The organism is Spirillospora sp. NPDC046719, from assembly GCF_040645715.1.
Lineage (GTDB): Bacteria > Actinomycetota > Actinomycetes > Streptosporangiales > Streptosporangiaceae > Spirillospora.
Map to the genome: position 1 here is coordinate 1 of NZ_JBEYYT010000111.1, position 25,356 is coordinate 25,356.

The 25,356-nt window shown below is 72.2% G+C and carries 24 protein-coding genes; 15 read left to right on the forward strand and 9 right to left on the reverse strand.

The window, feature by feature from the left end; genetic code table 11:
* Nucleotides 1-141 precede the first annotated feature (141 nt).
* The gene (locus ABZ914_RS20410) at nt 142-591 is read left to right on the forward strand and encodes a winged helix-turn-helix transcriptional regulator (RefSeq protein WP_190850824.1); all 450 of its coding nucleotides are present in this window, start codon (nt 142-144) and stop codon (nt 589-591) included.
* A gap of 80 nt (nt 592-671) precedes the next feature.
* The gene (locus ABZ914_RS20415; protein WP_500194802.1) at nt 672-1,181 is read left to right on the forward strand and encodes a GNAT family N-acetyltransferase; all 510 of its coding nucleotides are present in this window, start codon (nt 672-674) and stop codon (nt 1,179-1,181) included.
* Nucleotides 1,182-1,200: 19 nt separating this feature from the next.
* Here the strand turns inward: ABZ914_RS20415 and ABZ914_RS20420 are convergent, their stop codons facing one another.
* Nucleotides 1,201-1,731: a hypothetical protein gene (locus ABZ914_RS20420; protein WP_500194804.1), complete on the reverse strand. Its 531-nt coding sequence runs from the start codon at nt 1,729-1,731 to the stop codon at nt 1,201-1,203.
* Nucleotides 1,732-2,060: 329 nt separating this feature from the next.
* On the opposite strand from ABZ914_RS20420, the gene ABZ914_RS20425 reads away from it, so the two are divergent.
* The 6 genes from ABZ914_RS20425 to ABZ914_RS20450 all read left to right on the forward strand — a co-directional run bounded on the left by ABZ914_RS20425 (nt 2,061) and on the right by ABZ914_RS20450 (nt 7,622).
* Nucleotides 2,061-3,248, forward strand: coding sequence for a trypsin-like serine peptidase (locus ABZ914_RS20425; RefSeq protein ID WP_500194806.1), 1,188 nt, complete (start codon nt 2,061-2,063; stop codon nt 3,246-3,248).
* A 22-nt stretch (nt 3,249-3,270) separates the two neighbouring features.
* Complete coding sequence (locus ABZ914_RS20430; RefSeq protein WP_500194807.1) at nt 3,271-3,984, forward strand: hypothetical protein; 714 nt, start codon at nt 3,271-3,273, stop codon at nt 3,982-3,984.
* Between the two features lie 64 nt (nt 3,985-4,048).
* A complete protein-coding gene (locus ABZ914_RS20435) occupies nt 4,049-4,468 on the forward strand; it encodes a DUF3151 domain-containing protein (RefSeq protein WP_190850836.1) in 420 nt (139 codons plus the stop codon).
* Between the two features lie 183 nt (nt 4,469-4,651).
* Complete coding sequence (locus ABZ914_RS20440; protein ID WP_190850839.1) at nt 4,652-5,935, forward strand: adenylosuccinate synthase; 1,284 nt, start codon at nt 4,652-4,654, stop codon at nt 5,933-5,935.
* A gap of 75 nt (nt 5,936-6,010) precedes the next feature.
* The gene (locus ABZ914_RS20445) at nt 6,011-6,901 is read left to right on the forward strand and encodes a glycerophosphodiester phosphodiesterase family protein (protein WP_500194809.1); all 891 of its coding nucleotides are present in this window, start codon (nt 6,011-6,013) and stop codon (nt 6,899-6,901) included.
* A 43-nt stretch (nt 6,902-6,944) separates the two neighbouring features.
* The gene (locus ABZ914_RS20450) at nt 6,945-7,622 is read left to right on the forward strand and encodes a hypothetical protein (RefSeq protein ID WP_500194811.1); all 678 of its coding nucleotides are present in this window, start codon (nt 6,945-6,947) and stop codon (nt 7,620-7,622) included.
* Nucleotides 7,623-7,664: 42 nt separating this feature from the next.
* Here the strand turns inward: ABZ914_RS20450 and ABZ914_RS20455 are convergent, their stop codons facing one another.
* A complete protein-coding gene (locus ABZ914_RS20455) occupies nt 7,665-8,765 on the reverse strand; it encodes a magnesium and cobalt transport protein CorA (RefSeq protein WP_190850844.1) in 1,101 nt (366 codons plus the stop codon).
* Nucleotides 8,766-9,213: 448 nt separating this feature from the next.
* Here ABZ914_RS20455 and purD point away from each other — a divergent pair, with 448 nt between their 5' ends.
* The 3 genes from purD to ABZ914_RS20470 are packed head-to-tail and all read left to right on the forward strand — an operon-like array spanning nt 9,214 to nt 12,621.
* Entirely contained in the window at nt 9,214-10,461 is a 1,248-nt protein-coding gene (purD, locus tag ABZ914_RS20460; RefSeq protein WP_500194812.1) for a phosphoribosylamine--glycine ligase, read from the forward strand.
* Nucleotides 10,462-10,504: 43 nt separating this feature from the next.
* Nucleotides 10,505-11,815, forward strand: a complete 1,311-nt coding sequence (purB, locus tag ABZ914_RS20465; RefSeq protein WP_387024602.1) for an adenylosuccinate lyase — start codon at nt 10,505-10,507, stop codon at nt 11,813-11,815.
* A 20-nt stretch (nt 11,816-11,835) separates the two neighbouring features.
* A complete protein-coding gene (locus tag ABZ914_RS20470) occupies nt 11,836-12,621 on the forward strand; it encodes an MOSC domain-containing protein (RefSeq protein WP_500194815.1) in 786 nt (261 codons plus the stop codon).
* 60 nt (nt 12,622-12,681) lie between these two features.
* Here ABZ914_RS20470 and ABZ914_RS20475 read toward each other — a convergent pair whose 3' ends face one another.
* Nucleotides 12,682-13,725 (reverse strand): suppressor of fused domain protein, encoded by a 1,044-nt coding sequence (locus tag ABZ914_RS20475; protein WP_500194817.1) that lies wholly within the window; start codon nt 13,723-13,725, stop codon nt 12,682-12,684.
* Between the two features lie 273 nt (nt 13,726-13,998).
* Here ABZ914_RS20475 and murA point away from each other — a divergent pair, with 273 nt between their 5' ends.
* The 3 genes from murA (at nt 13,999) to ABZ914_RS20490 (ending at nt 18,790) form a co-directional block, all read left to right on the forward strand.
* Nucleotides 13,999-15,285, forward strand: coding sequence for a UDP-N-acetylglucosamine 1-carboxyvinyltransferase (gene murA / locus ABZ914_RS20480; RefSeq protein WP_500194828.1), 1,287 nt, complete (start codon nt 13,999-14,001; stop codon nt 15,283-15,285).
* Between the two features lie 778 nt (nt 15,286-16,063).
* Nucleotides 16,064-17,392, forward strand: a complete 1,329-nt coding sequence (locus ABZ914_RS20485) for a transcriptional regulator (RefSeq protein WP_190850855.1) — start codon at nt 16,064-16,066, stop codon at nt 17,390-17,392.
* Nucleotides 17,393-17,611: 219 nt separating this feature from the next.
* On the forward strand, nt 17,612-18,790 hold the full coding sequence (locus tag ABZ914_RS20490) for a DUF4185 domain-containing protein (RefSeq protein ID WP_500194818.1): 1,179 nt from the start codon (nt 17,612-17,614) through the stop codon (nt 18,788-18,790).
* Nucleotides 18,791-18,838: 48 nt separating this feature from the next.
* On the opposite strand, the gene ABZ914_RS20495 is transcribed toward ABZ914_RS20490, so the two are convergent.
* The 3 genes from ABZ914_RS20495 to ABZ914_RS20505 all read right to left on the reverse strand — a co-directional run bounded on the left by ABZ914_RS20495 (nt 18,839) and on the right by ABZ914_RS20505 (nt 21,488).
* Entirely contained in the window at nt 18,839-19,753 is a 915-nt protein-coding gene (locus tag ABZ914_RS20495) for an LLM class flavin-dependent oxidoreductase (protein ID WP_500194820.1), read from the reverse strand.
* Nucleotides 19,754-19,805: 52 nt separating this feature from the next.
* Entirely contained in the window at nt 19,806-20,903 is a 1,098-nt protein-coding gene (locus tag ABZ914_RS20500; protein ID WP_500194822.1) for an NAD(P)/FAD-dependent oxidoreductase, read from the reverse strand.
* A 102-nt stretch (nt 20,904-21,005) separates the two neighbouring features.
* A complete protein-coding gene (locus ABZ914_RS20505) occupies nt 21,006-21,488 on the reverse strand; it encodes a MarR family transcriptional regulator (RefSeq protein WP_190850864.1) in 483 nt (160 codons plus the stop codon).
* Between the two features lie 849 nt (nt 21,489-22,337).
* On the opposite strand from ABZ914_RS20505, the gene ABZ914_RS20510 reads away from it, so the two are divergent.
* The gene (locus ABZ914_RS20510; RefSeq protein WP_500194823.1) at nt 22,338-22,967 is read left to right on the forward strand and encodes a hypothetical protein; all 630 of its coding nucleotides are present in this window, start codon (nt 22,338-22,340) and stop codon (nt 22,965-22,967) included.
* 94 nt (nt 22,968-23,061) lie between these two features.
* Here ABZ914_RS20510 and hisC read toward each other — a convergent pair whose 3' ends face one another.
* The 3 genes from hisC to ABZ914_RS20525 all read right to left on the reverse strand — a co-directional run bounded on the left by hisC (nt 23,062) and on the right by ABZ914_RS20525 (nt 25,301).
* The gene (gene hisC, locus ABZ914_RS20515) at nt 23,062-24,141 is read right to left on the reverse strand and encodes a histidinol-phosphate transaminase (RefSeq protein ID WP_500194825.1); all 1,080 of its coding nucleotides are present in this window, start codon (nt 24,139-24,141) and stop codon (nt 23,062-23,064) included.
* Between the two features lie 101 nt (nt 24,142-24,242).
* Nucleotides 24,243-24,530, reverse strand: coding sequence for a DUF6401 family natural product biosynthesis protein (locus ABZ914_RS20520; protein ID WP_190850881.1), 288 nt, complete (start codon nt 24,528-24,530; stop codon nt 24,243-24,245).
* Between the two features lie 96 nt (nt 24,531-24,626).
* On the reverse strand, nt 24,627-25,301 hold the full coding sequence (locus tag ABZ914_RS20525) for an NUDIX hydrolase (RefSeq protein ID WP_151543091.1): 675 nt from the start codon (nt 25,299-25,301) through the stop codon (nt 24,627-24,629).
* Nucleotides 25,302-25,356: the final 55 nt, after the last annotated feature.

Sequence of the window (25,356 nt, forward strand, 5' to 3'; positions counted from 1 at the left end):
GCACGCGGAGCGAGTGCAGCGAGCGCAGCGGGCCCGCCCGTGGCGCGGGCTGGGGTCCGGTCTTCCGGAAGGGGCGCGACCGGCTCCTCAGCGGGGAGATCGGCGCGCGTTTTGTGATGAAACTTCGGTAGTCTCGGTGGTGTGGCGCTGCCCCGCACCTACGAGAGCCAGAACTGCTCGATCGCCCGCGCGCTGGAGGTCGTCGGCGACCGCTGGACGCTGTTGGTGATCCGCAGCGCGTTCGAGGGCGTCCGCCGCTTCGACGACTTCCAGGACGCGCTCGGCGTGGCCCGCAACGTCCTCACCGACCGGCTGACCCGGCTGTGCGACGAGGGGATCATGCGCCGCGTCCCGTACCAGGAGCGGCCCGAGCGCCACGAGTACCGGCTCACCCGCAAGGGCGTCGAACTGTGGCCGGCGATGATGACCCTGCTGATGTGGGGCGACCGCCACTACGCCCCCGACGGGCCCCCGGTGATCGTCGGGCACCGCGGCTGCGACGGCACCCTCACCGCCCGCTTCACCTGCGACTCCTGCGGCGCCGCCTTGGGCCCCGGGGACGTCGACCCGCGGCCCGGCCCCGGCGCCTAGCGGATCCCGACGAAGAATCGGCCGGCCGTTCATCGGAATGTGGGTTGCTTGACGAAACCCGCTGCGCTCCAATGGGTTTCATGAAGCAACCCATTGGGCGCACCGCCGCGCCCGCGCTGGAGGACGTGCGGATCCGGCCGTACGGGGTCACCGACCACGACCGGCTCGTCCGGATGTCCGACCGGCTCTCCGGCAGCAGCCTCTACACGCGGTTCTTCTCCGGCACGCCGCGCATCCCGGACTACTACGTCGCCGCCATGGACCGCCTCGACCACTGGGACCGCGACGCCCTGGTGGCACTGGCCGGCGGGGAGATGGTGGGGATCGCGGAGTACGTCCGGGACGCACGGGAGCCGTTCCGGGCGGAGATCGCGGTGCTGGTCGCCGATCCGTGGCAGCGCCGCGGCCTCGGCAGCCGCCTCATCGGCTACCTGACGCACCTCGCCGCGCGGCGCGGCATCACCGAGTTCGGCGCCGACGTCATCCTCACCAACCGGGACGCCCTGCTGTTCATCCGGCACGGGTGGCCCGCCGCCCGCTCGCGCACGGAAGAGGGCGCCGCCCGGTTCCGCCTGCCCCTCCGCTCGTGATCCCCGGCGTCCGGGACGGTCACGACCGGTGCAGACTGCCGTCGATCAACTGGCCGTCGGCCCCCAGCGCCCGGTAGCGCAGCATGTCCGACTGGAGGACGAAGAGCCCGTCACCGCTGACGCAGGCACCGCTCTTCACCTCGATATGGACCTTGATGGACATCGCCTGCGGTTCGGTGAGCGTCACGTCCGACCGGCACCCGGCGATCGGGATCTGGAACGACCCGATGTACCCGCCGGTCGCCCCCTGCTGGACGTAGAGGACCACGTCGACGGTGGCGCCGCCGCCCACCGCGGTCCCCTGCCATGATCCGAGGAACGCCGACGGGACGTCCTTCGCCGCACCGTCCGGCCCGCTCGGCGGCGTCGCCCCCGCGACCTGCTGCCCTCCGGCGGGCACGGTCGGCGACGGCGTGGGCTGCGGCGGCCGCAGCAGCCCGAACCCGCCCGTCACCACGGCGCCGCACACGGCGGCGATGACGGCCCCCGTCGCGGTGACGATCGCCGCGATGATCGTTGGTGATCGGTTACCTGGGTCGTGTGTGTTCATCGCACCAGCCGCTCGACGTCGACTCCGGTCCGCACACACCCTCACCCGTTCATCCGCCGCCCGGCCGTGCGCGTTACGCACCGGACCGGTCGCCGGCCGTGGGGATGGACCGCTCGCGCGCCGAAGGGGACGCCGCCCGGCTCCGCCTCCCCTTGCCCCCGTCCGTGGCCGCAGCGCGGCTCTGAGAGCCGGACGGGGCACGTCAGGACTCGTCGCCCCCGGCCAGGATGCGACGGCGTTCGGGGGCGTTCCATATGAACAACTGTGTCTGTATGATCGGGACGCCTCCCGCCGCCGTCCGAGGGGAACGAGGCAGTCCCATGCCCAGCATGATCACTCGACGAGGCCGCACGGCGGGCGGCGCGCTCGCCGGAACCGTCGCCGCGCTGGCCCTGGCCGCGGCGCCGGCGCACGCCGACGACGCGACCCCGTACGCGCTGCCGCCGCTGGTCGCGGCGGGCGCCGCGCACGACCAGGACCTCGCCGCAGAGGTGGCCTACTGGACGACCGACCGGATCGCGCGCGTCGGCTTCAACGACGACTCCGGCGACGAGAACGGGCAGGGCGCCGACGCGTACGCGCCGGCCGGCGGCTGGGACGCCCTCAGCGCCCCCTGGAGTTCCGGAGGGCTGATCTCCCGGACCGCCGGCAAGCTGCTCGTGCACTTCCACAACACGGGCAACGCCTCCGACACGCTGAGCACCTCGTGCTCCGCCAACGTGGTCACCAGCGCCAACCAGAGCGTCATCACCGCCGCCGGCCACTGCTTCCGCGTCGACTCCAACGTCGGCCTGACCGGGACGTACGAGGCCGACAACGCGGTCTTCATCCCCGGCTTCAACGGCGCATCCCTGGCGCGCTACGTCCCCGGCAGCACGCCGGGGACCGCGGCGCCCGGCCCGGCCGTCGCCCCCTACGGGGTGTGGGGCGTGACCCGGGCATGGGTCACCTACGACTGGCACGTGCACTCCAACTGGACGCTGGGCAGCGACGTCGGCATGGCCGTGGTCGCCAAGCCCGGCGAGTCCCGGCCGATCGGCCAGGTGGTCGGCGCGCAGAACATCGCGTTCGGCGTCAGCGGCAACCCCAAGGAGCTGTACCAGTTCGGCTACCCGACCGATAACGTCCGCAACTGGTACTGGGGCAAGAACAACGACGGCACCAACGCGAGCTACGGCGTGCCCGCGTCCCAGCGGCGGGGCTATGACGGGCGCACCATGATGTACGCCCACAGCAGCACCACGATCGACGACGCGCAGCTCGGGAACATGGGCCACGACATGGCCTCGGCCATGTCGCCCGGCTCCAGCGGCGGCCCGTGGCTCACCGGCTTCGACCCCGCCACCGGCACCGGCACCCAGATCGGCGTCACCTCGCGGTTCACCAACCCCACCGGCGACGCCCCCTGGTACCCGTGGGCCGCGCCCTCGTGGCAGGTCGGCCCCTGGTCGGCCGGGCAGGGATTCGGCGTGCAGAGCAAGGCCGTCTACGACCTCGCACAGGCGGCGACCCCGTAACGGGGAGTTCGATAATGGGGAAATGGCCAACCTGTCCGTCCGAGGGATCCTGCGCAGCCGGGTCGGCGCCGTCGTCGTGCTGCTGAGCGGAACGGCGCTGGTCCTGGTCGGTGTCCTGATGAGCGTGCGGTTCGCGCCCGACGGCGTGCGCGACCTGCATGCCTACGAGGCGGCGCCGCGGTGCGCGTCCGCCCCGTCCGGGGCCGCCGACTGCCGGTGGACACAGCCGTTCACCGTCACCGGCGTCCACCTGAACGGCGGGAAGCGGGACGTCGACCGCGCGGTCCTCACAAGCGCGGACGGGACCCGGTGGGAGACCGCGTACACCGACCGGAAACCCCTGCTCAGCGAGCTGAAGAAGGGCGACCGGGTCACCGGCACCGTGTGGCGCGGGCTACTGACGGAGATCGCGGCGAAAGGCGCCGCGCAGCGCACCCAGGACGCGCCTGTCGACATGCGCACGCGCGTCCTCATCCTGGCGCTCATCGTCGTTCCCAGCGGGCTGGTCATCGCCACCGCCGGCGCCTGGCGGCTCGTGCGGCGCGGCGGCCCCACGACCGGCATGGTCTCCACGCTCGGGCTGGGCATCGGCCTCTTCTTCGCCGCGCTCTTCTCCCCGATGATCGGCGGAGAGGACCTCATGGGGGTCGCGGCCGTGTGGCTCCCCGTCGCCGCCGTCATGACCGGCGTCGCGATCTACCACACCGTCCAGAAGCGCGAACCCGCCGCCGCCTAGCCCGCACCCGCGCCGGAACACGGCCGTGACCCGGGTTGATGCGGACCGGGCGCGTCGACTTACGATGACCCGCATGACCCAGAACCTGCTCGGCGGCCCGCCACCAACGGAACTGCCGGACAACACCGAGGCCCGTGAGGCGCTGGACAACGGCGTCGACCCGTTCGAGGTCGCCGCGCGCCACCCCGACTACCCGGGCGCCTGGGCCGAACTGGCCGACCGCGCCTTCGCCAAGGGCAGCGTGATCGACTCCTACGCGTTCGCCCGCACCGGCTACCACCGCGGGCTGGACCAGCTGCGCCGGGCCGGGTGGAAGGGCCACGGCCCGATCCCCTGGGAGCACGAGGCCAACCGCGGCTTCCTGCGCGCCCTGCACGCGCTGTCCCGCGCGGCCGCCGCCATCGGCGAGGAGGACGAGGCCGAACGCTGCCGCGCGTTCCTGCGCGACAGCAGCGCCACCGCCGCCGACGCCCTCGCCGGCTGACCGCTTTCCGGACGCGCCACCGGGGGTCCGTCCCCCGTACGGTGCACCGACCCACGCGTCGCACGCGTACCCGGCCGATGAGGTGCGGTTTCTTTAACGGCCGGGTACGGGTACGCTTTGATCGCAAGAGGCCCCTTCGCGCTTGCGGCGACCGGGGCCTTCGTCGTGGGAAGGAAAAGTGGCATGCCTGCCATCGTTCTTGTCGGTGCCCAGTGGGGAGATGAGGGCAAGGGCAAGGCAACAGACCTGCTCGGGGGCGACGTCGACTACGTCGTCCGCTACCAGGGCGGCAACAACGCCGGCCACACGGTCGTCATCGGGGACAAGAGCTACGCGCTGCACCTGCTGCCGTCCGGGGTCCTGTCGCCGGACGTCGTCCCGGTCATCGGCAACGGCGTGGTGATCGACCCGGCCGTCCTGCTGCAGGAGATCGACGGGCTGCGGGAGCGCGGGATCGGCTGCGAACGGCTGCTGATCTCCGCGGACGCGCACCTGATCATGCCGCACCACCGGGCCCTCGACAAGGTCACCGAGCGGTACCTCGGCAAGGCGCGGATCGGCACCACCGGCCGCGGCATCGGCCCGGCCTACGCCGACAAGATCAACCGGATGGGCATCCGGGTGCAGGACCTGTTCGACCCGAACATCCTCACCCAGAAGCTCGACCTGTCGCTGCGCGAGAAGAACCAGGTCCTCACCAAGGTCTACAACCGGCGCCGGATCGAGACCGGCCCGATCGTCCAGGAGTACCTGGCCTACGGCGAGCGCATCAGGCCGTTCGTCGCCGACACCACCCTCGTGCTGAACAAGGCCCTCGACGACGGCAAGGTCGTGCTGCTGGAGGGCGCGCAGGGCACGCTGCTGGACATCGACCACGGCACCTACCCGTTCGTGACGTCGTCCAGCCCCACGGCGGGCGGCGCGTGCGCCGGCTCCGGCGTCGGCCCCACGAAGATCACCCGCGTGATCGGCATCCTCAAGGCCTACACCACCCGCGTCGGCTCCGGACCGTTCCCCACCGAGCTGCTGGACGAGTGGGGCGAGTTCCTCCGCAAGACCGGCGGCGAGTACGGCGTCACCACCGGACGCGACCGGCGCTGCGGCTGGTTCGACGCGGTGATCGCCCGCTATGCGTCCCGGGTGAACGGCATCACCGACTTCTTCCTCACCAAGCTGGACGTCCTGTCCGGGCTGGAGCGCGTCCCGGTGTGCGTCGCCTACGACGTGGACGGCGAGCGCGTCGACGAGCTGCCCGCCACCCAGACCGACTTCCACCACGCCAAGCCGATCCTGGAGTACCTGGACGGCTGGCAGGAGGACATCACCGGCGCGAAGTCCTTCGACGACCTGCCGAAGAACGCGCAGGCGTACGTCCGGGCGCTGGAGGAGATGTCGGGCGCGCAGATCTCCGCGATCGGCGTCGGCCCCGGCCGCGACCAGACGCTCTCCCTCCGCCCCCTGGTGTAACAGCTGACGCGCCGTTCCCCCCGTTCTCACCGGACCTCCACCTGGGGTTCGGTGACGGCCGGTACCGTTCCCCCGGTGGTCGGGATCGGGGAGACCGTCGAACTGCACGGTCATCGGGGCGCGCGCGGGCTGCGCCCGGAGAACACGCTGCCGGGCTTCGCGCACGCCGCCGAGCTGGGCGTGGACGTCATCGAGCTGGACGTCGGCCTGTCCGCGGACGGCGTCGTCGTCCTCGGCCACGACCAGGTGTTGTCCCCGGCGAACCTCGCCGACACGGCGCCCGCCCAGCCGGACGACCCCGCGTTCCCCTACGTCGGCAAGCCGGTCAGGGAGCTGACGCTCGCGCAGCTCAAGACGGTGGACGCGGGCGTCCGGCAGCGCGACGACGCGTTCGCGCGGACCCAGCGCCCGCTGCCCGGCACCCCGATCCCCACGCTGGCGGAGGCGTGCGCGCTCCTCGCGCCCACGCACGTCGGCCTCGCCGTCGAGCTGAAGACCGACCCCGGCTGGACGGACGAGGAGATCGGGCTCTTCACCGCCGCCGTCGCCGGTGTCCTCGCCGCCGCCGGGATGACGGACCGCAGCCGGCTCCTCGCCTTCGACTGGCGCGTCCTGGTGGAGGCCCACCGCAACCACCCGGGGCTCCGCCGCACCGCGCTGGTCGAACGCAAGACGCTCGTGCCGGGCACCCGCTGGCTCGCCGGCCTGCCGCCGGACGACCCGGTCGCGGCCGCCGCCGCGATCGGCGCGACCGCCCTGTCCCCCGAGCACGCCATCACCACGCCCGGCCTGGTCGAGGACGCCCACGCCCTCGCCCTCCCCGTCGCCGTCTGGACGGTCAACGCCCCCGCGGACATGACCCGCTTCATCACGTACGGCGCCGACGCGATCGTCACCGACTACCCCGACCGCTTCGTCCGTTCCCGCCTCTCCGCGGCCGCGCACGCTGACAGATTCGACGGATAATTCGTCACTCCACGCAATCAGGCGGTAACTTTACGCCTATGCCGTGGAAGTCCAGCAGGAGCCCAGCGAGGCCAAACGCAAACAGCTCCCGAGATACGCGGCATCACTGTGGCTGATGCTGGACTGTGCGGTGACGTTGCTCTGCATCTGCCCAGACGCCGCGACGGCGAAGTTCTTCGCCAAGCCGATTCCCACCGACCTGCCGGGCTACGCGCTCCAGGTGGTGGTGCTGGGCCCTGACGACGTTCCCGCGATCAGCGATGCCACCGAGGCAGCAGCCCATCCCGAGGTGGCCGTGCTGTCGGTGCTGGTGCACCGGGAGCGGAAGGTGGCCGAAGCGTTCGTCGACGGCCTGCATCTCATGCCGGGTGATCACGCACCGCAGTACTATGAACACGCATACAGCATGGCCCCGCCACCAGTACGTCGCACCCTGGAGGAACTCATGGCCTCGACCGCGTGGCCGGTCCACAGCCCCTTCGCCCGCGAACACTTCGGCCGCGGGAAGAACGAAGGGCTCGCCGAGGGACTCTCGAAAGGCAAGGCTGAGGGCCGGGCTGAGGGCGAGGCCGAGGCCCTGCTGCTCATGCTGGACGCACGTGGCATGCACGCTCCCGATTCCGTCCGCGAGCGCATCATCCGCTGCGCCGACACCCACGTGCTCGAGAAGTGGATCCGGCGGGCCGCAGTGATCGAGAAGGTCGAGGACCTGTTCGATTGACGCCCTGCCCGACGGTGGTTCCCGGGGGTCGCCCCCTGGGAATCACAGCCAGCCGTTGCGGCGGAAGCCTCGGTAGAGGGTGAGGCAGATGAAGGCGATGACGCCGACGATCATCGGGTAGCCGTAGTGCCACTTCGTCTCGGGCATGAAGTCGAAGTTCATCCCGTAGACGCCGGTGATCGCGGTGGGCACCATGAAGATCGCGCCCCATGCCGAGATCTTGCGCATGTCCTTGTTGTCGGTGACCGTGACCTGGGTCATGTGCGCCTGGAGGATCGGGTTCAGCAGCTCGTCGTAGGCCTCGACCTGCTCGCGGACGCGGGTGAGGTGGTCCTCGACGTCGCGGAGGTACTCCTTGATCTCGGCGGGCACGAAGCGCCGGCCGGACAGGTTGCGCAGCGGGCCGGCGAGCGGGCCGACGGCGCGCTTGAGCTGGATGACCTCGCGCTTGAGGCGATAGATGCGGCGGGCCTCGTCGGTGCGCTCCGGCGAGAACACGGCCTCCTCGACCTCGTCGATGTCCTCCTGGACGGCGTCGGCGACGCAGACGTAACCGTCCACGACGCGGTCGGCGACGGCGTGCAGGACGGCGGCGGGCCCCATGGCGAGGCGGGCCGGGTCCTTCTCGAGCAGGCGGCGGACGGGGCCGAGCTCGCCGTGGGTGCCGTGCCGGACCGTCACCACGAAGTCCGGGCCGCAGAAGATCATGATCTCGCCGGTCTCGACGACCTCGGCCTCGTCCGGGCCGCTGGAGACGTAGCCGACCGTCTTCATCACCACGAAGTGGACGTCGTCGTAGCGCTCCAGCTTGGGCCGCTGGTGGGCGTGGATGGCGTCCTCGACGGCGAGCGGGTGCAGGCCGAAGACCTCGGCGAGCTCCGTCAGCTCCGTGGCCGACGGCTCGTGCAGCCCGACCCAGACGAAGCCGGCGCTGTCGCCGTCGGGGGTGAGGCGGCCGTCGCGGATCAGGCGGACGGCGTCCTCGACGGTGGCGGTGGACGCGCGGTGGCCGTCGATGTAGGCGGCCCAGTCGATGACGGCGGAATCGCGGGCACGTCCCTGTACCCGTGCACCGTGCGCGCGCCCGCGGGCCTTGAACAGCGACTTGGTGGCGCGCGCAGGACGGACTCGTGTCATGGCCATGAGGTGCTCCTAACCCGCCGGCCACGCACGCAGGGGCGCGCTCTACCCGTTCCGCATCGGCGGGGCCCGCTCAGGCGGGACCGCGTCAGCGAGGGGAGCGCGCGAGGGCGATGGCCGGACGCCAGATGGAGGCGGACGGATGGACAGTCCAGTCCGGACTGTGAGGGTTCTCTGGCGAACTGCAAGTATCACCAGGACTCATCCCGACCACCTCCTTTCACCCACCTCGACCACGGGGCGTCAAGCCCGTCGCAGCTTACCAGCCGATATTTATGACGCCGGGCGGTTCGGTGAGGTTCACAAGGGGCGCGTGTGACGGCCGCCTCATCCGGGCCCGGCGGCGTCGGGGACGCCTGCCGCCACTGTCCCTAACGCCTTGCCGCTCGGGCCTTATGCCCGCCTTCCCGCCGACCACACCGAACCGCCCGGACCAGTAAGCTCGCGTGACGTGCGAGTACTCGTCCTTGGATCGGGTGGCCGCGAGCATGCGCTCGCCCGCGCCCTGCACCGCGACCCTGCCGTGACCGCCCTCCACTGCGCCCCGGGCAACCCGGGCACGGCCGAGATCGCGGACAACCACCAGCTCGACCCCTGCGACCCGACGGCGGTGGTGGAGCTGGCCGGGCGGCTCGGCATCGAGCTGGTCGTCGTCGGCCCCGAGGCGGTGCTGGTGGCGGGCGTCGGCGACGCGGTGCGCCGGGCCGGCATCCCGTGCTTCGGCCCCGACAAGGAGGCCGCGCGGATCGAGGGGTCCAAGGCGTTCGCCAAGGAGATCATGGCGGCGGCCGGGGTGCCGACCGCCGACTCCCGCGTCTGCGAGACCACCGTGCAGGTCGAGGAGGCGCTCGACGCGTTCGGGCCGCCGTACGTGGTGAAGGACGACGGGCTCGCCGCCGGCAAGGGCGTCGTCGTCACCGTCGACCGGGACGTCGCCGCCGCGCACGCCGCCGCGTGCGGCCGCGTGGTGATCGAGGAGTACCTCGACGGCCCCGAGGTGTCGCTGTTCGCGCTGTGCGACGGCCAGCACGCCGTCCCGCTGCTGCCCGCCCAGGACTTCAAGCGCGCCCACGACGGCGACGAGGGCCCCAACACCGGCGGGATGGGCGCCTACACGCCGCTGCCGTGGGCTCCGGACGACCTGGTGGACGAGGTCATGTACCGGGTCGTCCAGCCCGTCGTGGACGAGCTGAGGCGCCGCGAGACGCCGTACGTGGGGGTGCTGTACGCGGGCCTCGCGATCACGTCACAGGGCGTCCGGGTGATCGAGTTCAACGCGCGGTTCGGCGACCCGGAGACCCAGGTCGTGCTGGACCGGCTGGCGACGCCGCTCGGGGTGCTGCTCCAGTCCTGCGCGATCGGCGGCCTCGACCCGCGGGCGGAGCTGGAGTGGCGTCCGGGGTCGGCCGTCACGGTCGTCGTGGCGGCGGAGGGGTACCCGGCGGCGCCGGTGAAGGGCGGGGAGATCACCGGGCTGGACGAGGCCGCGGCGGTCGACGGCGCGTACGTGCTGCACGCCGGGACGAAGTACGGCGCGGACCGGCGGCTCGTCGCGGGCGGCGGGCGCGTCCTGAACGTCGTCGGCACCGGCCCTGACCTCGCCGCGGCCCGCGCCGCCGCCTACGAGGCCGTCGCCCGGATCGGCCTGCCCGGCTCCCACCACCGCACCGACATCGCCCTCAAGGCCGCCCAAGGCTGACCCGCCCGGCCACCGCACCTACACGACCTGGGAGAATTCGAGCGTGATCGAGCGGTACACCCTTCCGGAGATGGGGCGCGTCTGGAGCGACGCGCACAAATACGAGCTGTGGTGCCAGGTCGAGACCCTGGTGGTCGAGGCCCACGCCGAGGCCGGCACGATCCCGCCGGAGGTGGTGGAGCCGGTGCGCAAGGCGCCGCCGCCGACGCCGGAGGCGGTGCACGAGATCGAGGCGGTCACCCAGCACGACGTGATCGCCTTCCTGTCGGCGTGGGCGGACAACACCGAGCCCCGCGAGGCGGCCCGGTACGTCCACTTCGGCATGACGTCGTCCGACCTGCTGGACACGGCGCTGGCGCTGCAGCTCGTCGAGGCGACGGACATCCTGCTGGCGAAGGCGGACGCGCTGGTCGCGACGCTGCGGGACCACGCGCTCGCGCACCGGGCGACGCTGCGGGTCGGCCGGACGCACGGCATCCACGGCGAGCCGGACGTGTGGGGGCACCGCGTCGCCGACTTCGCGTTCGCGATGGCCCGGTCCCGGGACCGGCTGCGCCGCGCCCGCGAGGCCGTCGGCGTGATGGCGATCTCCGGCGCGGTCGGGACGTACTCCAACATCGACCCGGCCGTCGAGCTGCACGTGGCGCGCAAGCTCGGGCTGAAGAGCGCGGACGTGTCGACGCAGGTCGTGATGCGCGACGGCATCTCCGAGTGGACGTCCACGCTGGCGATCATGGCGACGGTGTGCGAGGCGATCGCGCTGGAGGTCCGGCACGGGCAGCGCACCGAGGTCCGCGAGCTGTGGGAGCCGTTCGGCAAGGGCCAGAAGGGCTCGTCGGCGATGCCGCACAAGAAGAACCCGATCATCTCCGAGCGGCTCGCCGGGATGGCGCGGATCGTGCGGGCGCAGGTCGTCCCGGTGCTGGAGGGCATCCCGCTCTGGCACGAGCGCGACATCTCGCACTCCTCGACGGAGCGGATCGCGCTGCCGGACGCGTCGATCGCGCTCGACTACATGCTGAACCTGACGAACCGGCTGATGTCCGGGCTCGTCGTGGACGAGGCGCGGATGACGGAGAACCTGGAGTCGACGGGCGGCCTGATCTACACCTCGACGGTGCTGCTTGAGCTGGTCGAGGCCGGGATGTCGCGCGACGATGAGGCGTACCCGCTGGTCCAGAAGGCCGCGATGGAGACGTGGGAGACGGGCGTCCCGTTCCGCGAGACGCTCCGCAAGCACGCCGCCGAGGCGGGCCTCGCGCTGGACGAGGCGCGGCTGGACGAGGTGTGCCGGCCCGAGCGGTTCGTGCAGCGCCTCGGCCCCGTCTTCGACCGCCTGGCCGCGCTGGCCTGACCCGATCCCTCGGAGCGACCGTGACGGCGATCCTGACCGAGCTGAACGCCTACCCGCTCAAGAGCGGCGGCGGCACCGCGCTGCGCACCGCCGAGCTGACCGCGCGGGGCCTCCCGTACGACCGGGAGTTCATGCTGGTCGCGCCGTCGGGCCGGTTCCTGTCGCAGCGGGACCTCGCCGGGATGGCGCTGCTGCGCCCGTCCTACGACGGCGAGGTCCTCACGGTCGAGGCGCCCGGCGGCGCCCGGTTCGTCCACAAGGCGGTGGACGAGGGCGAGGTGCGGGACGTGACCGTCCACCGGCACGAGGCCAGGGGCGTCGACCAGGGCGACGAGGCCGCCGCCTGGTTCTCGGCGCTGCTGGACGCCGACTGCCGGCTGGTGCGCTTCACCGGGCACCGGGCGACGTCGCGGGGCGGCGGCGAGGTGATGTTCGCCGACGGCTACCCGCTGCTGGTCATCTCCGCCGAGTCCCTCGCCGACCTGAACGCGCGGCTGGACGAGCCGCTGCCGATGAACCGGTTCCGTCCGAGCCTGGTCGTCGAGGGGCTCGGCGCGTACGCGGAGGACACCGTGCGGCTGCTGCGCGTCGGCGGGACCGTCATCGAGATGGTCAAGGCGTGCGCGCGGTGCGTCATCACCACCACCGACCAGGAGACCGGCGAGCGGGGGCGCGAGCCGCTGCGGACGCTGGCGTCCTACCGGACCATCGACCGCGGCATCCGGTTCGGCCAGAACGCCGTCCCCCGCGAGCTGGGCACCCTGACGGTCGGCGACGAGGTGGAGGTCCTCGAAGCCGCCCGCTGAGGGCCGGCCGGCAGGGAGCGGCCGGCGAGGGCCGACCGGCGCGTGGTCGGCCGGCGAGGGTCAGCCGACGACTTCGCCGGTCTCGTTGCCGAAGCGGTCGCGCATGCGGGTCGGGACGATCTCGACCGTCAGCCCCGGCAGCGACGCGATCGGGGTGGTGCCGGCGACCGGGCGGAGCGCGGCGACGACCTCGTCCAGGCCCTCGGGCGGGATGCTCACGTCGAGGCGCCCGTCCTCGGGTTCCACGACCGCGTACGCGCCGGCGGGCTGGAACACCATCCGGGTGTCCTCGGTCTGCAGGAGCAGCGTGCGGCCGAAGGGGAGCCGCCCTTGGAGCGACTGCGCGATCGCCTCCGCCTGCAGCGCGCCGATCCGAAGGGTCGCGGACGCGCCGTCGAGGTCCCAGTGCGCCGTGGTCACGTACAGGGCGCCGCTGCTCGACCCGTCGCGCGCGATGCCCTCGCGGACGGCGCGGGCCAGTTCCGGGACGGCGAGGAGCGAGCGCCGGTCGATGTCGGTGACGAACAGCGGCAGGTGCGGCTCGACCGCCCGCAGGAACGACGTGGCGTCCCACTGCCGGACGGCCTCGTACTCCTCCGACGCGAGCCCGACCACCTGGAGGAACCGCACCCGGCCGTGCGGCGTGCCGATCTCGCCCAGCTCCGGGTCGGTGACGAACGCGACGGCGCGGATCTCCGAGTCCTCGCGGTCGGCGGCGATCGGCCCGTTGACGTTCATGTGGTGCCCGGGCTCGAACCAGTTGCCCGAGCTGAACACGTACCGGCCGAGGTTCTGCAGCAGGTTGGCCGCCCAGACCGGCGGCTCGGCCTCCGCCGGGTCGCGGGCGAGCCGGAACGTGAACTCGAATCCCCAGCCGGACTCGTCCGGGTCGGCGGACTCCTTGCTGTACAACTCGGACATTCCGTACGAAATGAAATGCCAGTGCGGGACGGGCTCCGTCCGGGCGTAGACGCTGATCCCGTCGAGCGGATCCGGGCCGCCCAGCGCCCACTTGACCAGGGTGCCCAAGTGGTACGGCTCGGCGTCCCCGTAGAGGGGGCGCAGCGCGGCGTCGATGGCGTCCCAGCCCGGCGACTCGTCCATGGATGATCACCCTAGACCCGCCGGCCCGCACCCGTCCGCCGGACGCCTCAGCTCGGATTTTCCTCGGGAATGCGAACCTTTGGGCCGCTCTGGGGGTCTCACCAAGCAGACTGGCGCAAGGGTGGCGCATGCGGACACCCCACCCCCGGGCCGGTGGTTTACTGGGGGCGCGTTGGCGCAGCGGGACCGATCGGCGCGCCCGGCCCCCGTGGTCCCCACCTTCATCGGGCAGGCACCTTAACCGCGTTTCAAAGGAGATATGGCGGAATGAGCATGGGCCACGAGGTTCGGTATCGCGTGCGCGGCGGCCGGCAGCTGCACGGCACCGTCTTCGTCCAGGGCGCCAAGAACGCCGTCCTGCCGATGATCGGTGCTTCGCTGATGGCCTCCCGCGGACGCACGGTGCTGCGGAACGTTCCGATCATCGAGGACGTACGGCGGGCGGTGGAGCTCGCCCGGGCGGTCGGCGCCAAGGCCGAGCTGCACGAGACCGAACGCACCCTCGTGATCGACGCCTCCTCGCTCACCAGTCCGGTGCTGCCCGCCGAGATCGCCTCCCGCTTCCGCGGCTCGTTCCTGTTCGTGCCGGCGCTGCTGCACCGGCTCGGCGAGGCGGTCATCGAGGGCGTCGGCGGCTGCAATCTCGGCAGCCGCAACCTGGACTTCCACTACAACGGCTTCAAGCGGATGGGCGCCACGGTCACCGAGCACGTGGCCGACAACGGCGACGGCATCATCCACATCAAGGCCGGCGACCTGCGCGGCGGCACGCTGTACTGCGACACCCCGTCGCACACCGGCACCGAGAACCTGATCATGGCGGCCGCGCTGGCGCACGGCACCACGCTGATCAAGAACGCGGCGCTGGAGCCCGAGGTCCTCGACAACATCGCGATCCTGCAGGCGATGGGCGCGAAGATCAGCGGCGGCGGCACCGGCTTCATCACCGTCGAGGGCGTCGACGAGCTGACCGCCGTCGAGCACACCGTCATGCCGGACCGGATCGACGCCGGCGTCTTCGTGATGGCCGCCGCGATCACCGGCGGCGACCTGAACCTCGTCGGCGCCACGCTGGAGCACCTCGGCGTCGCCGCCGACAAGCTCGAGCAGATGGGCGTGGAGTTCCACCAGCAGGGCGCGGTGCTCCAGGTCCGCCGCCAGCGCACGCTCCGCCCGATCAACGTGATCACCGACGAGTACCCGGGCTTCGCCACCGACCTGCAGTCGCCGATCATGGCGCTGTCCTGCCTGGCCGAGGGCCCGTCCTACATCTACGAGCGGATCTTCGACGGCCGGTTCAAGCTGGCCGACGAGCTGCGCAAGATGGGCGCCGACATCGAGGTGGACGGCAACCGCGCCAAGGTCAACGGACCGCGCGGGCTGCGCGGCGCCGAGGTGGAGGCGCACGACCTGCGCTGCGGCAGCGCGCTGGTGCTCGCGGGCCTGGCCGCCGAGGGCGAGACGACGATCACCTCCGCCTACTACCTGGACCGCGGTCACGCGCACACCGCCGAGCGCCTCTCGCAGCTCGGCGCCGACATCGTCCGCGAAGCGGACTGACCGGACCCCTTAACGACCCCAGAACCGGCCCGGCGGGATGATCCCGCCGGGCCGGTCTGCTGCTGACTGACTGGTCATTTTCGCCCGGTCCAATCGGCCGCATGTGGCCTCCGCTCTGACCCAATCGCGAGTGGTTCCTTACCGGCCTTGTCACAGCGCGCCGGGAAACGAGAGGGACCAGTCGTCACCGGATGGTCACGCAAAGTCGGCGCACCGCGCCGCACCAGCGCGGACGGACGGGTTCCTGACCAGCGGGAAAATCTGTATGGAACGATCCAAAAGGACCCCTTCCGAGGACGGTGAAAAATCACCGGGACGGCCCCTCCGGGCCGCCTGGACGGATCACTCGTCTTTCCCGGGCCGCCGGCAACGGGTTGATCGGGTTTCGGCCCGCGCGTAAACCAAACGGCCACCGCAGGGGTCTTCTCAGTGCGCGTCAGCGCCAGGAGGTGGGCCTCCTGGCGTTTTCGGGTCTTGTTTTTCAACTTCGGACGTCCGAAGATGCAGGATCAAGACTGACCGATTGGTGACAAATTACTGACCAGGGGGTCGCGTAGGTTACTTTTTCGCCGCACTCTTGATTCGATTTCGCGTCTGGGCGTCACACATCGCCGCCCTGACCCGATCTGCCCACTGAGGAACGAATCGCACGGGAACTGCGGTGCAGGGTCAGAAGGCAGGGGCGACAAGCCATGAGACGACCGTTGGGCGGAGCGTGCGCGAACGCGTGGCCGGGGCCGTGCCCCCGAGAGGATGGACCGGAAGCGAGCGATCATCGATGACGGCGGCACGAACAGGCTCGGTCACGCCCGATCTCACCATCGGCGTGGTGGGCCCCCATGACCTCGTCGAACGGGTCATGCTGATGGGCCACGGCCCCACGCCGGTGCCGAGCCGGCTGGTGGCCGCCGCCTACCGCGACGAGCAGGAGGCGGCCGACAAGGTCGTCCGGCTGGGGTCGGGGGTGGACGTCTGCCTGTTCGCCAGCCCGGTCCCCTACGACTTCGCGCGCAAGGCCGGCGTGCTCACGATGCCCGCCACCTACGTCCCGCTGAACGGCGCGGCGTTACAGGGGGCGCTGCTGCGCGCCTCCCTCGACGAGCGCTTCGACCCGTCCCGGGTGAGCATCGACGTGCTCGGCCGCGCCGAGGTCGAGGAGGCCTACGCCGAGATCAACCTCGGCACCGAGCAGGTCCACCTGCGCGAGGAGGCCGCCGGCCCCGGCACGCTCGCCGCCTTCCACGAGCGGCTGTGGCGGCGCGGCGCGACGACCGTCGCGATGACCTGCGTGCACGCCACCGCCGAGCGGATGGAGATGGCGGGGGTGCCGACCATCCGGGTCCGCCCGACCGGCGCGTCCATCCGCAGCTCCCTGCAGACCGCCGCGCTCCTCGGCGCCCACCACCGGCTGGAGGAGTCGCAGCTCGTCGTCGTGCTGGTGGACGTCCCGACCCTGCGCGAGACCCCGCGCCGCGTCACCCCCCGCTACTGGCGGGACGAGCTGAAGCTCGCGCTGCACCGCGTGCTGCTCCAGGAGGCGCACCGGATGAACGCGTCGGTGTGGCCGCTGGACGACCACAGCTACCTCGTCATCGCGACGCGCGGGTCCGTCACCGCGTCCACCGAGGGCTTCCGGACGCCGCCGTTCGTCGAGCGGGTCCGCGAGGAGCTCGGCCTCGCGATCGAGGTCGGCATCGGGATGGGGCGCACCGCGCACGAGGCGGAGAACCACGCCCGCGCCGCACTCGCCCGGTCGCAGAGCTCCCAGCGCGCGCAGGGCTTCGCGCTCGACCGGGACGGCCGCGCGCTCGTCCCGGCGCCGCGCACCCCGCCGCGCAGCCAGCCGCAGGCCAAGCCGAAGGGCCTGGAGATCCTCGCGCGGCTCGCCGACAAGCTCGGCGACCAGGAGCAGCCGCTGATCGTGGACGCCGAGAACGCCGGGAAGATGCTCGGGGTCACGCCGCGCACCGCCCGCCGGCTGCTGCGCACCCTCGTCGAGGAGGGCCTCGCCTGGCCGCTCCCCCCGAACCGCACCCCGCAGCCCGGCCGTCCCCGCCAGCTCTACCGCCTGATCGTCGAGAAGCTCGGCCCGGCGAAGACCGGCTGACCCGCCCGGCCGACCGCGCGCCCCGCCCGCCCCTTCCGGACCCGGGCCATGGGCCGCCGGAGCCCGTCCACCGGACGTCACGCCCTGGCGTCCGGCGCCTGCGTGCTGTAAAACAGACATCGGTGTTCTTTTGAACTCGGCGCCCGCACGCTCCCACCCCGCCCCCGGGCGGCGGCGCCGGGGACGGCTCCCGGCACCCTGATCTGGAAGGCGGCGGCGATGGCAGGTTCATCGGACGGCGACAACGCGGCGACCGGCGGGTACTCCCGCCGCAGGCTCCTCAGGATCGGCGCCGGCGCCGCCGTGGGAGCGGGGATCGCCGCCGCGGGCTGGAGCGACCTCGGCCGGAACCGGCGGGCCGCCGCCGCGGCACCCGCCGCGGCACCGGCCGGCAACCCGGGCGATCCCACCAGCCCGACGGTCGCGGTCAAGGTGAAAGACCTCAGCGGCCCGGCCGAGACGGGCCCGTTCAACGCGCCGTGGACCGACCTCGGCATCCCCGTGCGGTGCCCCGACGGCACCATGCTGTTCGTCTGCGGCGACACCTTCGACGGCCCCCACGTCCCCGGCCCCGGCGAGCCCTCGTACTGGCGCGCGCCGGCGGGGCTGCGCTCCGGCAACGGGGACGTCAACAACCTGCGCATTGACGGGAGCGTCGGCGGCGGCAACGCCCGGAGCCTCGTCGACGAGCCGCACAACCCCGTCGGCGACGACAGGTTCACGACGGCGATCCCGTCGGACGCGTTCGTCGTCAACGGCGTCATGTACATGCACCTCATGCGCGGCGTCATCTTCGACACCCACCACACCGACTTCTGGCGCTCCTTCGACAACGGCGAGACCTGGGAGTACCTGTGCCAGTGGCCCGGTGACATGCACGGCGGCCAGTTCCAGCAGAAGACCTACGCCGTCGCCGACGACGGGTACTGCTACGTCCTGTCCTCGGTCTTCAACCGCGACAGGGACTCCGGGCTGCTGCTGCACCGGGTGCGCCAGGACGCCCTCGGCGACCCGGGCGCCTACGAGCCGTGGGGCTACGCCGACGGCGGCTGGCGCTGGGGCGCGCCCCCGACGACGGTCATGGCCGGCCGCCGGTACGGCGAGATCTGCTTCCGCGCGATGGACGGCAAGTACGTCCTCACCTGGCTGGACGCCGCGACGGCGACGATCCGGGCGATGGTCTTCCCGCTCCCGACCTCGGACCTGACCCGGACGCTGGAGCAGACGATGATCGTCAACGGCCCGGCGCAGGCGCAGGTGGGCAATGTCGTCACCGCCCCGTACGGCGGGTTCGTCGTCCCCGGCTCGACGTTCGGCAACTTCCACATCATCGTCAGCCAGTGGTACGACCCGACGAACTACCGGTTCATGCAGTACCGGGTCTACATGCTGTCCTAGGCGGGGCGCCGTGCCGGGCGCCGTCCCACGGGCGGCGCCCGGCGGCCCTCAACCGCGCTCCTTGGCGACCGCCTCGCGGACCGCCGGGACGACCTCCCCCGCCCAGCGGCCGAGGGAGACCTCGTCCTGCGTGCCGCCCTTGGGGGAGAACAGGATGAAACCGGACGCGCCGTGCTCCAGCACCGCGCCGGTCAGCTCCTCGACCCACTGGCCGGCCGACCCGCCGATCCAGCGCCCGTCGCCGTCGCGGGTGGCGGCGAGCGGCCGGTCGGTGATGCGTCCGGGCAGGTTGAAGACCGTGCGGACCTCTGCCGGGTCGCGTCCCGCGGCGGCGGCCGCCTCGTCGATGACCGGGCGCGACGTCCGGTACCGCTCGCTGAGCCAGTCCGCCGCGTGGCCCGGGATCCAGCCGTCGGCGACCCGCCCGGTGGCGGCCAGCGACCGCCGGCCCACCGAGCCCGTCCAGACCGGCGGCGCGTCTACCGGTGCCGGCTCGATCTCGCTCACCCGGTAGTGCCGCCCCTCATGGGTGACCGGCTCGCCGCCACCGGAGAGCTTCCTGACCAGCACGATCGCCTCCTCGAAGGCGTCGACGGCGTCGGCGGGCGCGAGCCGCGGGACGCCCATGTCGGCGATCCGGTCCCACAGCCCGCCCGCGCCCATGCCGAGCACGACGCGCCCGCCGGACAGCGCGGACAGCGTCGTCACCGCCCGCGCGAGCATCGGTGCCGGGCGCGTCGGCAGGTTCGTGACGTTGGCGAACCCGGCGATGCGGTCCGTCCGGCCGAGGAGGAACCCGATGGTGGCGTAGGCGTCCAGCCGCGCGCCGATGTAGGGGTGGTCGGAGAGCGAGAAGATGTCCAGCCCGTCGCGGTCGGCGCGCTGGACCTTGCGCATGAGCGCCGGGCCTTCGTCGATGGTGCTGTGCGCGCCGAAACCGAAGACGACTTCCTGTGCGGACATGGCTCCGCCTTTCGTTTCGATGGGATCCGGGACGCCGCTGGGGCGTTCGCTTTCAGGCGGTGGGGCCGAACTGGGCGACGAAACGGCCGGTGAACAGGTCCGTTCCCTTGTACTCGGCGACCATCGCGGGTGACGCGACGGTCGGGCCGTCCGGGGTCGGCAGCTGCCCGACGCCGCCGCGCGTGCCGAGCGGGAGCAGCATCATCGGGTACGGCTGCGGCCGGTAGACGGCCGCGGGCCGCTCGCCGTTCAGCTGGGCCTTGATGTTCTCGACGACGACCTCGGCGTGCCGCGTCGCCCACCCGGCCATCTTGGCCTCCGCGACGTCGGTGATGTCGCCGACCGCGTAGACGTGGTCGTGCCCGGCGACGTTGAGGGACTCGGTGACGCCGACCCTGCCCAGCGCGTCCGGGGTCGTGAGCCGCCCGTCGGCGAGGTAGTCGCTGTTGGTCCGCACGCCGTAGGCGCGGAACCAGATGTCGGCGGTGATCTCCTCGCCCCCGGTGGTGGCGGCGGTGAAGGTGCCGGCCTGGCCGGGTCCGGTGGCCGGCGGCGCGGCGAGGGCGGTGCCGAGCCGCACCTCGATGCCCCGCTCGTCGAGCTGGCGCCGCAGGTCGGCGACCACCGCGGGCTCGAAGCCGGGCAGCAGGTCGGCGGCCGGGTCGACGACGGTGACCCGCTTGTCCGGCCAGACCTCCTTGATCTCCCCGGCCAGCTCCAGCCCGACCGGCCCGGCGCCGAGGATCAGCACCCGGCCGGCGCCCCGCAGCTCCTTGTGGGTCCGGCGGAGGTCGTCGAGCGCCTCGTCGACGGTGTCGGAGCCGGGCTTGGCGGGATAGGCGTAGCTGGAGCCGGTGGCCAGGACCAGGTAGTCGGCGTCGACACGGCCACCGGACGCGAGGGTGACGCCGCGGGGGTCGACGGAGGCCGCGCGGTCGCGGACCAGCCGGCCGCCCCCGGTGAGCAGCGTCGCATAGGGGAAGAACATGTTGGCGGCCCACTCGGGCCGGGTGAGCGCGCGCAGCGACGCGGCCGCGTTGACGAACGCGTCGCGCGGATCGATGAGGACGACGTCGGCCTCCGCCTGCAACGCCTTGGCGACCGACGCGCCGCCGTACCCTCCGCCGATGACCGCGACCGTACGACCCATGGTGACACCACTCCCGCAAGAAAGGTTCAGTTCGTAGTACGAACGGTAGCAGTTCGTACTACGAACAACAACCTCGCCGGTGCGGGAGGCGATTCCCCGGCGTCAGCGCGGGCGGTCGGCGGCGGCCTCCTCGTCCGGCTCCTGGAAGACCATCGGGACCTCGTTGTCCAGCACGACGCGGCCGAGCAGCCCGGCGAGCGCGTCCCGCTCCCCGGCGCTCAGACCGCCCGCCAGATCGTCGATCCGCTTGCAGGTCTCGGTGTAGAACGCGTCGACGAGCTCGGCGCCCCGGGCGGTCAGCGCGACCCGCACCGCCCGCGTGTCCCGGGGATCCGGCTCGCGCCGCACCAGCCCGTTGCGCTCGGTGCGGTCCACCAGACCGGTGAGGCTCGACTTCGCCAGCCCCAGCGTCGCGCCCAGCTCGCCCATGCCGTACGACCGTCCCATCAGCACGCAGAGGAGCTGCCCCTGCTGCTGGGTCAGCCCGTACTCCCGGGCCGACGCCGCGTACACCGCGTCCACGAGGAACGAGGACCGCACGAGCGCGGCCACGACCCCGATCCGGCCGTCATCTTCTTTGACCACGGGGCCAGGTTAACACCGGACGCCCTCTATAATTCGCGCAGCGAACTGCTTCGCCGGCGCCCCGCGCCGGGCCGGGGCGGCCACACCGGTGCGGGCGCTCACCGGCGCTCTGCGCACCCGTCCCGCTTCGGTGCGGGCTGCCTTCGCGCTCCGCCGGAGGCGCTCCGTCGAGCGGACGGTTCGCACCCGGCCGACCTCAAGATCATTTTCGGTCGTCCGATTTCCGGGGCCCGCGCATTGCGGCGAGATCGGACGGCGCCGCCCGGAAACGAGTTTCCGGGCGGCCGGATCAAATGCGCCGCGAATGGCCTTGACCGATCACCTTTCGCCCTTCATGATGGCGGTCACGTGAGGCATCATCGCTGATCCCGGCCGCATGCCCGGCCGGATTCCTCGGCGCTGGGCGCGTGCCCCCGTACCGGTTCTCCCCTATCCGGATCCGTGGAGCGCGCCGTGCACCCGACAAGCCCGATCGCCATGGCCGGCGCGTCGCGCCTGCCGGCGGTCCGCGCCGGTCCGGCTCTCCCGCGGGCCTCAGCAGGGCAGACCTCCTCGCGTCCCGAACGCCCCGGCCGCGGTGCGCCGGGCGGCCGCGAACCGCCCGGGGGTCGGCCGGCCCTCGCCACCCCTCCCTGAACCCCACCCCGCCTCTTTCGAACCCCGCCAATTCCCTCTTCGCACGCGCCATTCACCGGGCGCGCACTTTCGCCTGCACAAATGCGCCAATTGGGCTTCCGGTCCAATAGAAACCAGGAAGTGTCTCAATCCGGCCACCCTCTTGAATTCGCCCGGCGGAGATGTGCTTAATCCCGGTACCACCCCCTTGACACCTCGCGAAGGGAGCCACAGGTGTCACGTGTTCGAAAGCTCGCAGTCGTAGGGGCCGCATCGGCCTCGGTGCTCGCCCTGGCGATCGCGCCGGCGTCCGCCGCGACCACCACGATCCACAGCGGCAGCCAGACCGGCCCCCTCTACTCCGGCGGCGTCGTCGCGACCAATCTCGGCAACGTCTCGGTCGTCACGTCGCTCAGCAACGCCACCTGCACGTCCGCGATCCAGAACGGCACCATCAACTCCGACGGCACCGCCCTGAACGTCACGTCGGCGTCCTTCACCGGCTGCACCAGCAGCCTCGGCACCGTGACCGTGACCGCCCAGAACCTGCCCTGGACCGGCGGCTCCGTCGTCTACGCCCCCGTCTCCGGCGGCAGGGACGGCACCATCACCGTCGCCCACTACACCGTCGGCGCCACCGTCTTCGGACTCAGCTGCGTCTACTCCGGGACCCTCACCGGCGACGGCTTCAACCCGAACAACTCCCACCGGCCCGACACCTCCGTCGCCCAGGCCCAGGCCAAGATCACCAACGGCACCGTGAGCAAGCTGAGCGGATCCGCGCTCTGCCCGGCCACGGCCACGGTGACCGCCGCCTTCAAGCTCGTCGGCAGCGGTGGCCAGCAGCTCTGGGCCGCGAGCTGACCCACGGCCGGGCCGTTCCATCCCTCCGGGGTGGAACGGCCCGGTTCCGGGGCGTCACGACCGGTGGTCGGGCGTCAGTTGCGGTGGCGGGGCGTCAGTTGCGGTGCGGGAACGCCTTCGCGACGGCCAGGAACGCGTCGTTCTCCTCCGGCGAGCCGATCGAGACGCGCGCGCCCTCCCCCTCGAACGGGCGGACGCTCACCCCCTGCGCGTCGCACGCCGCCGAGAAGTCCATCGTCCGCTCCCCGAGCCGCAGCCACACGAAGTTGGCCTCCGTGGGCGGGACCGTCCAGCCGTCCGCCAGCAGCGTCCCGCGGACCCGGTCGCGCTCCTTGACCGTCCGCTCGACCCGCTCCAGCAGCTCGTCCCTCGCCTCCAGCGACGCGATGCCCGCCGCCTGCGCCACGGAGTTCACGCTGAACGGCAGGAACGTCTTGCGGATCGCGCCGGCCACGATCGGGTGCGCCACCAGGTACCCGATCCGCAGCCCCGCCAGCCCGTACGCCTTCGAGAACGTCCGCAGGACCGCCAGGTTCGGCCGGTCGCCGTACATCGTGAGGCCGTCCGGGACCGCCTCGTCGCGGACGTACTCGCGGTACGCCTCGTCCAGCACGACCAGGCAGTCCTCCGGCACCCGGTCGAGGAACGCCTCGATCTCCGCGCGCGGGACCACGGTCCCGGTCGGGTTGTTCGGGTTGCAGAGGAACACCAGCCGGGTGTTCTCGGTGATCGCGTCGGCCATCGCCGGCAGGTCGTGCGTCTCGTCCTTCAGCGGCACCTGGACGCCCGTCGCGCCCGACAGCGACACCAGCAGCGGGTACGCCTCGAACGACCGCCACGCGTACACCACCTCGGTGCCCGGCTCGGCGACCGCCTCCAGCAGCATCTGCGTCATGCCGACCGACCCGCAGCCCACCGCGACGTGGTCGGGCGTCACGCCGCAGAACGCCGCGATCGCCTCCGTCAGCGCCGTCGCGTTGTTGTCGGGGTAGCGGTTGACGTTCCGGGCCGCCTCGGCGATCGCGTCCAGGACCGAGGGGAGCGGCCCCTCCGGCGACTCGTTGGACGAGAGCTTGAACGAGCGGCCCTCGGGCGACACCACGACCTTCCCGGGCTTGTAAGCCACGAACCGGTCGAGGACGGAGCGGAAGCGCGGAGTGGTTGCCTCGGACACCGTTGTCCTCCAGGTCTGCACAGGGGTGTTAGGGTCAAGCCTACGGAATGCGCCACGTCCCAGGCCAAAGCGGGACACGCCCCGGCTCAGGGGGCCGCGGCTCAGGGGGCCGCGGCGTCCCGCATCATCCAGCACACCGCGACGATCCGGACGAACTCCCAGTCGCGGGTGCTGTCCGGCCACCAGCCGCGGTTGAACGCCTCCTCCGCGAACGACCGCAGGTAGCCCATCAGCTCGTCCTCGCCCGGCTCGCCCAGCTCGTCGCGCAGGCTCGCCACGTGCTGGTCGACCGCCGCCGCCAGCCCGGGGGACCCGGCCATCTCCGCGACGCCGGCCTCCCCGATGTCCCTGACGAGCAGGCCGAGCACTTCGGACGAGTCACCGTTCATAGGTCGCAAGCTAGCAATCCCGCCCGGATGCCCGCGACATCACCCCAGGTCAACGAGGCGATCTTTTACCCTCGCCGCCCTCCCCCAGGGCGACGGTCAGCCGCGGGGGCGCAGCATCGGGGGGCGCAGCTGCTCGGCGTCGCCGCGCCGGTACAGCCGCGCCGGGCGGCCGCCGTCGCGGGTCGTCGTCCGGTCGGTCGGGATCAGGAACCGGTCCGCGCCCGTCACCTTCCGGTGGAAGTTCCGCGGGTCCAGGACGGTGCCCCAGACGATCTCGTACACCCGGCGCAGCTCCGCGACCGTGAACTCGGGCGGGCAGAACGCCGCCGCGAGCGAGGTGTACTCCAGCTTCGCCCGCGCGCGCTCCATCCCATCGCACAGGATCCGCCGGTGGTCGAACGCGGCCCGGTCGTTGTCGATCAGGTCGTCCACCGCCGTCCACAGCACCTGCGCCCGGCTGGAGGCGGGCAGGTCCGGGGCGAGGCCGAGGTAGGCGACGCTCACCACGCGCTGCCGCGGGTCCCGGTCCGGATACCCGTAGGTGGCGAGCTGCTCCAGGTGGATCCGGACGTCCGCGAGCCCGGCCCGCTCCGCCATCAGCCGGGACGCGGCGGCGGGCAGGTCCTCGTCGAGCTGGATGAACCCGCCGGGCAGCGACCACGCCCCGTCGTAGGGCGCCCGGTCCCGCCGCCACATCAGCGCGGACAGCCGCTGCTCCCGCACGGTGAGCACGACCAGATCGACGGAGACAGCGAGCCGCGGCACGGACATGGAGCGAGTCTATTGGGGCCCGGCGGGGGCGGCGGGCCCCCCCCAAAACGGCCGG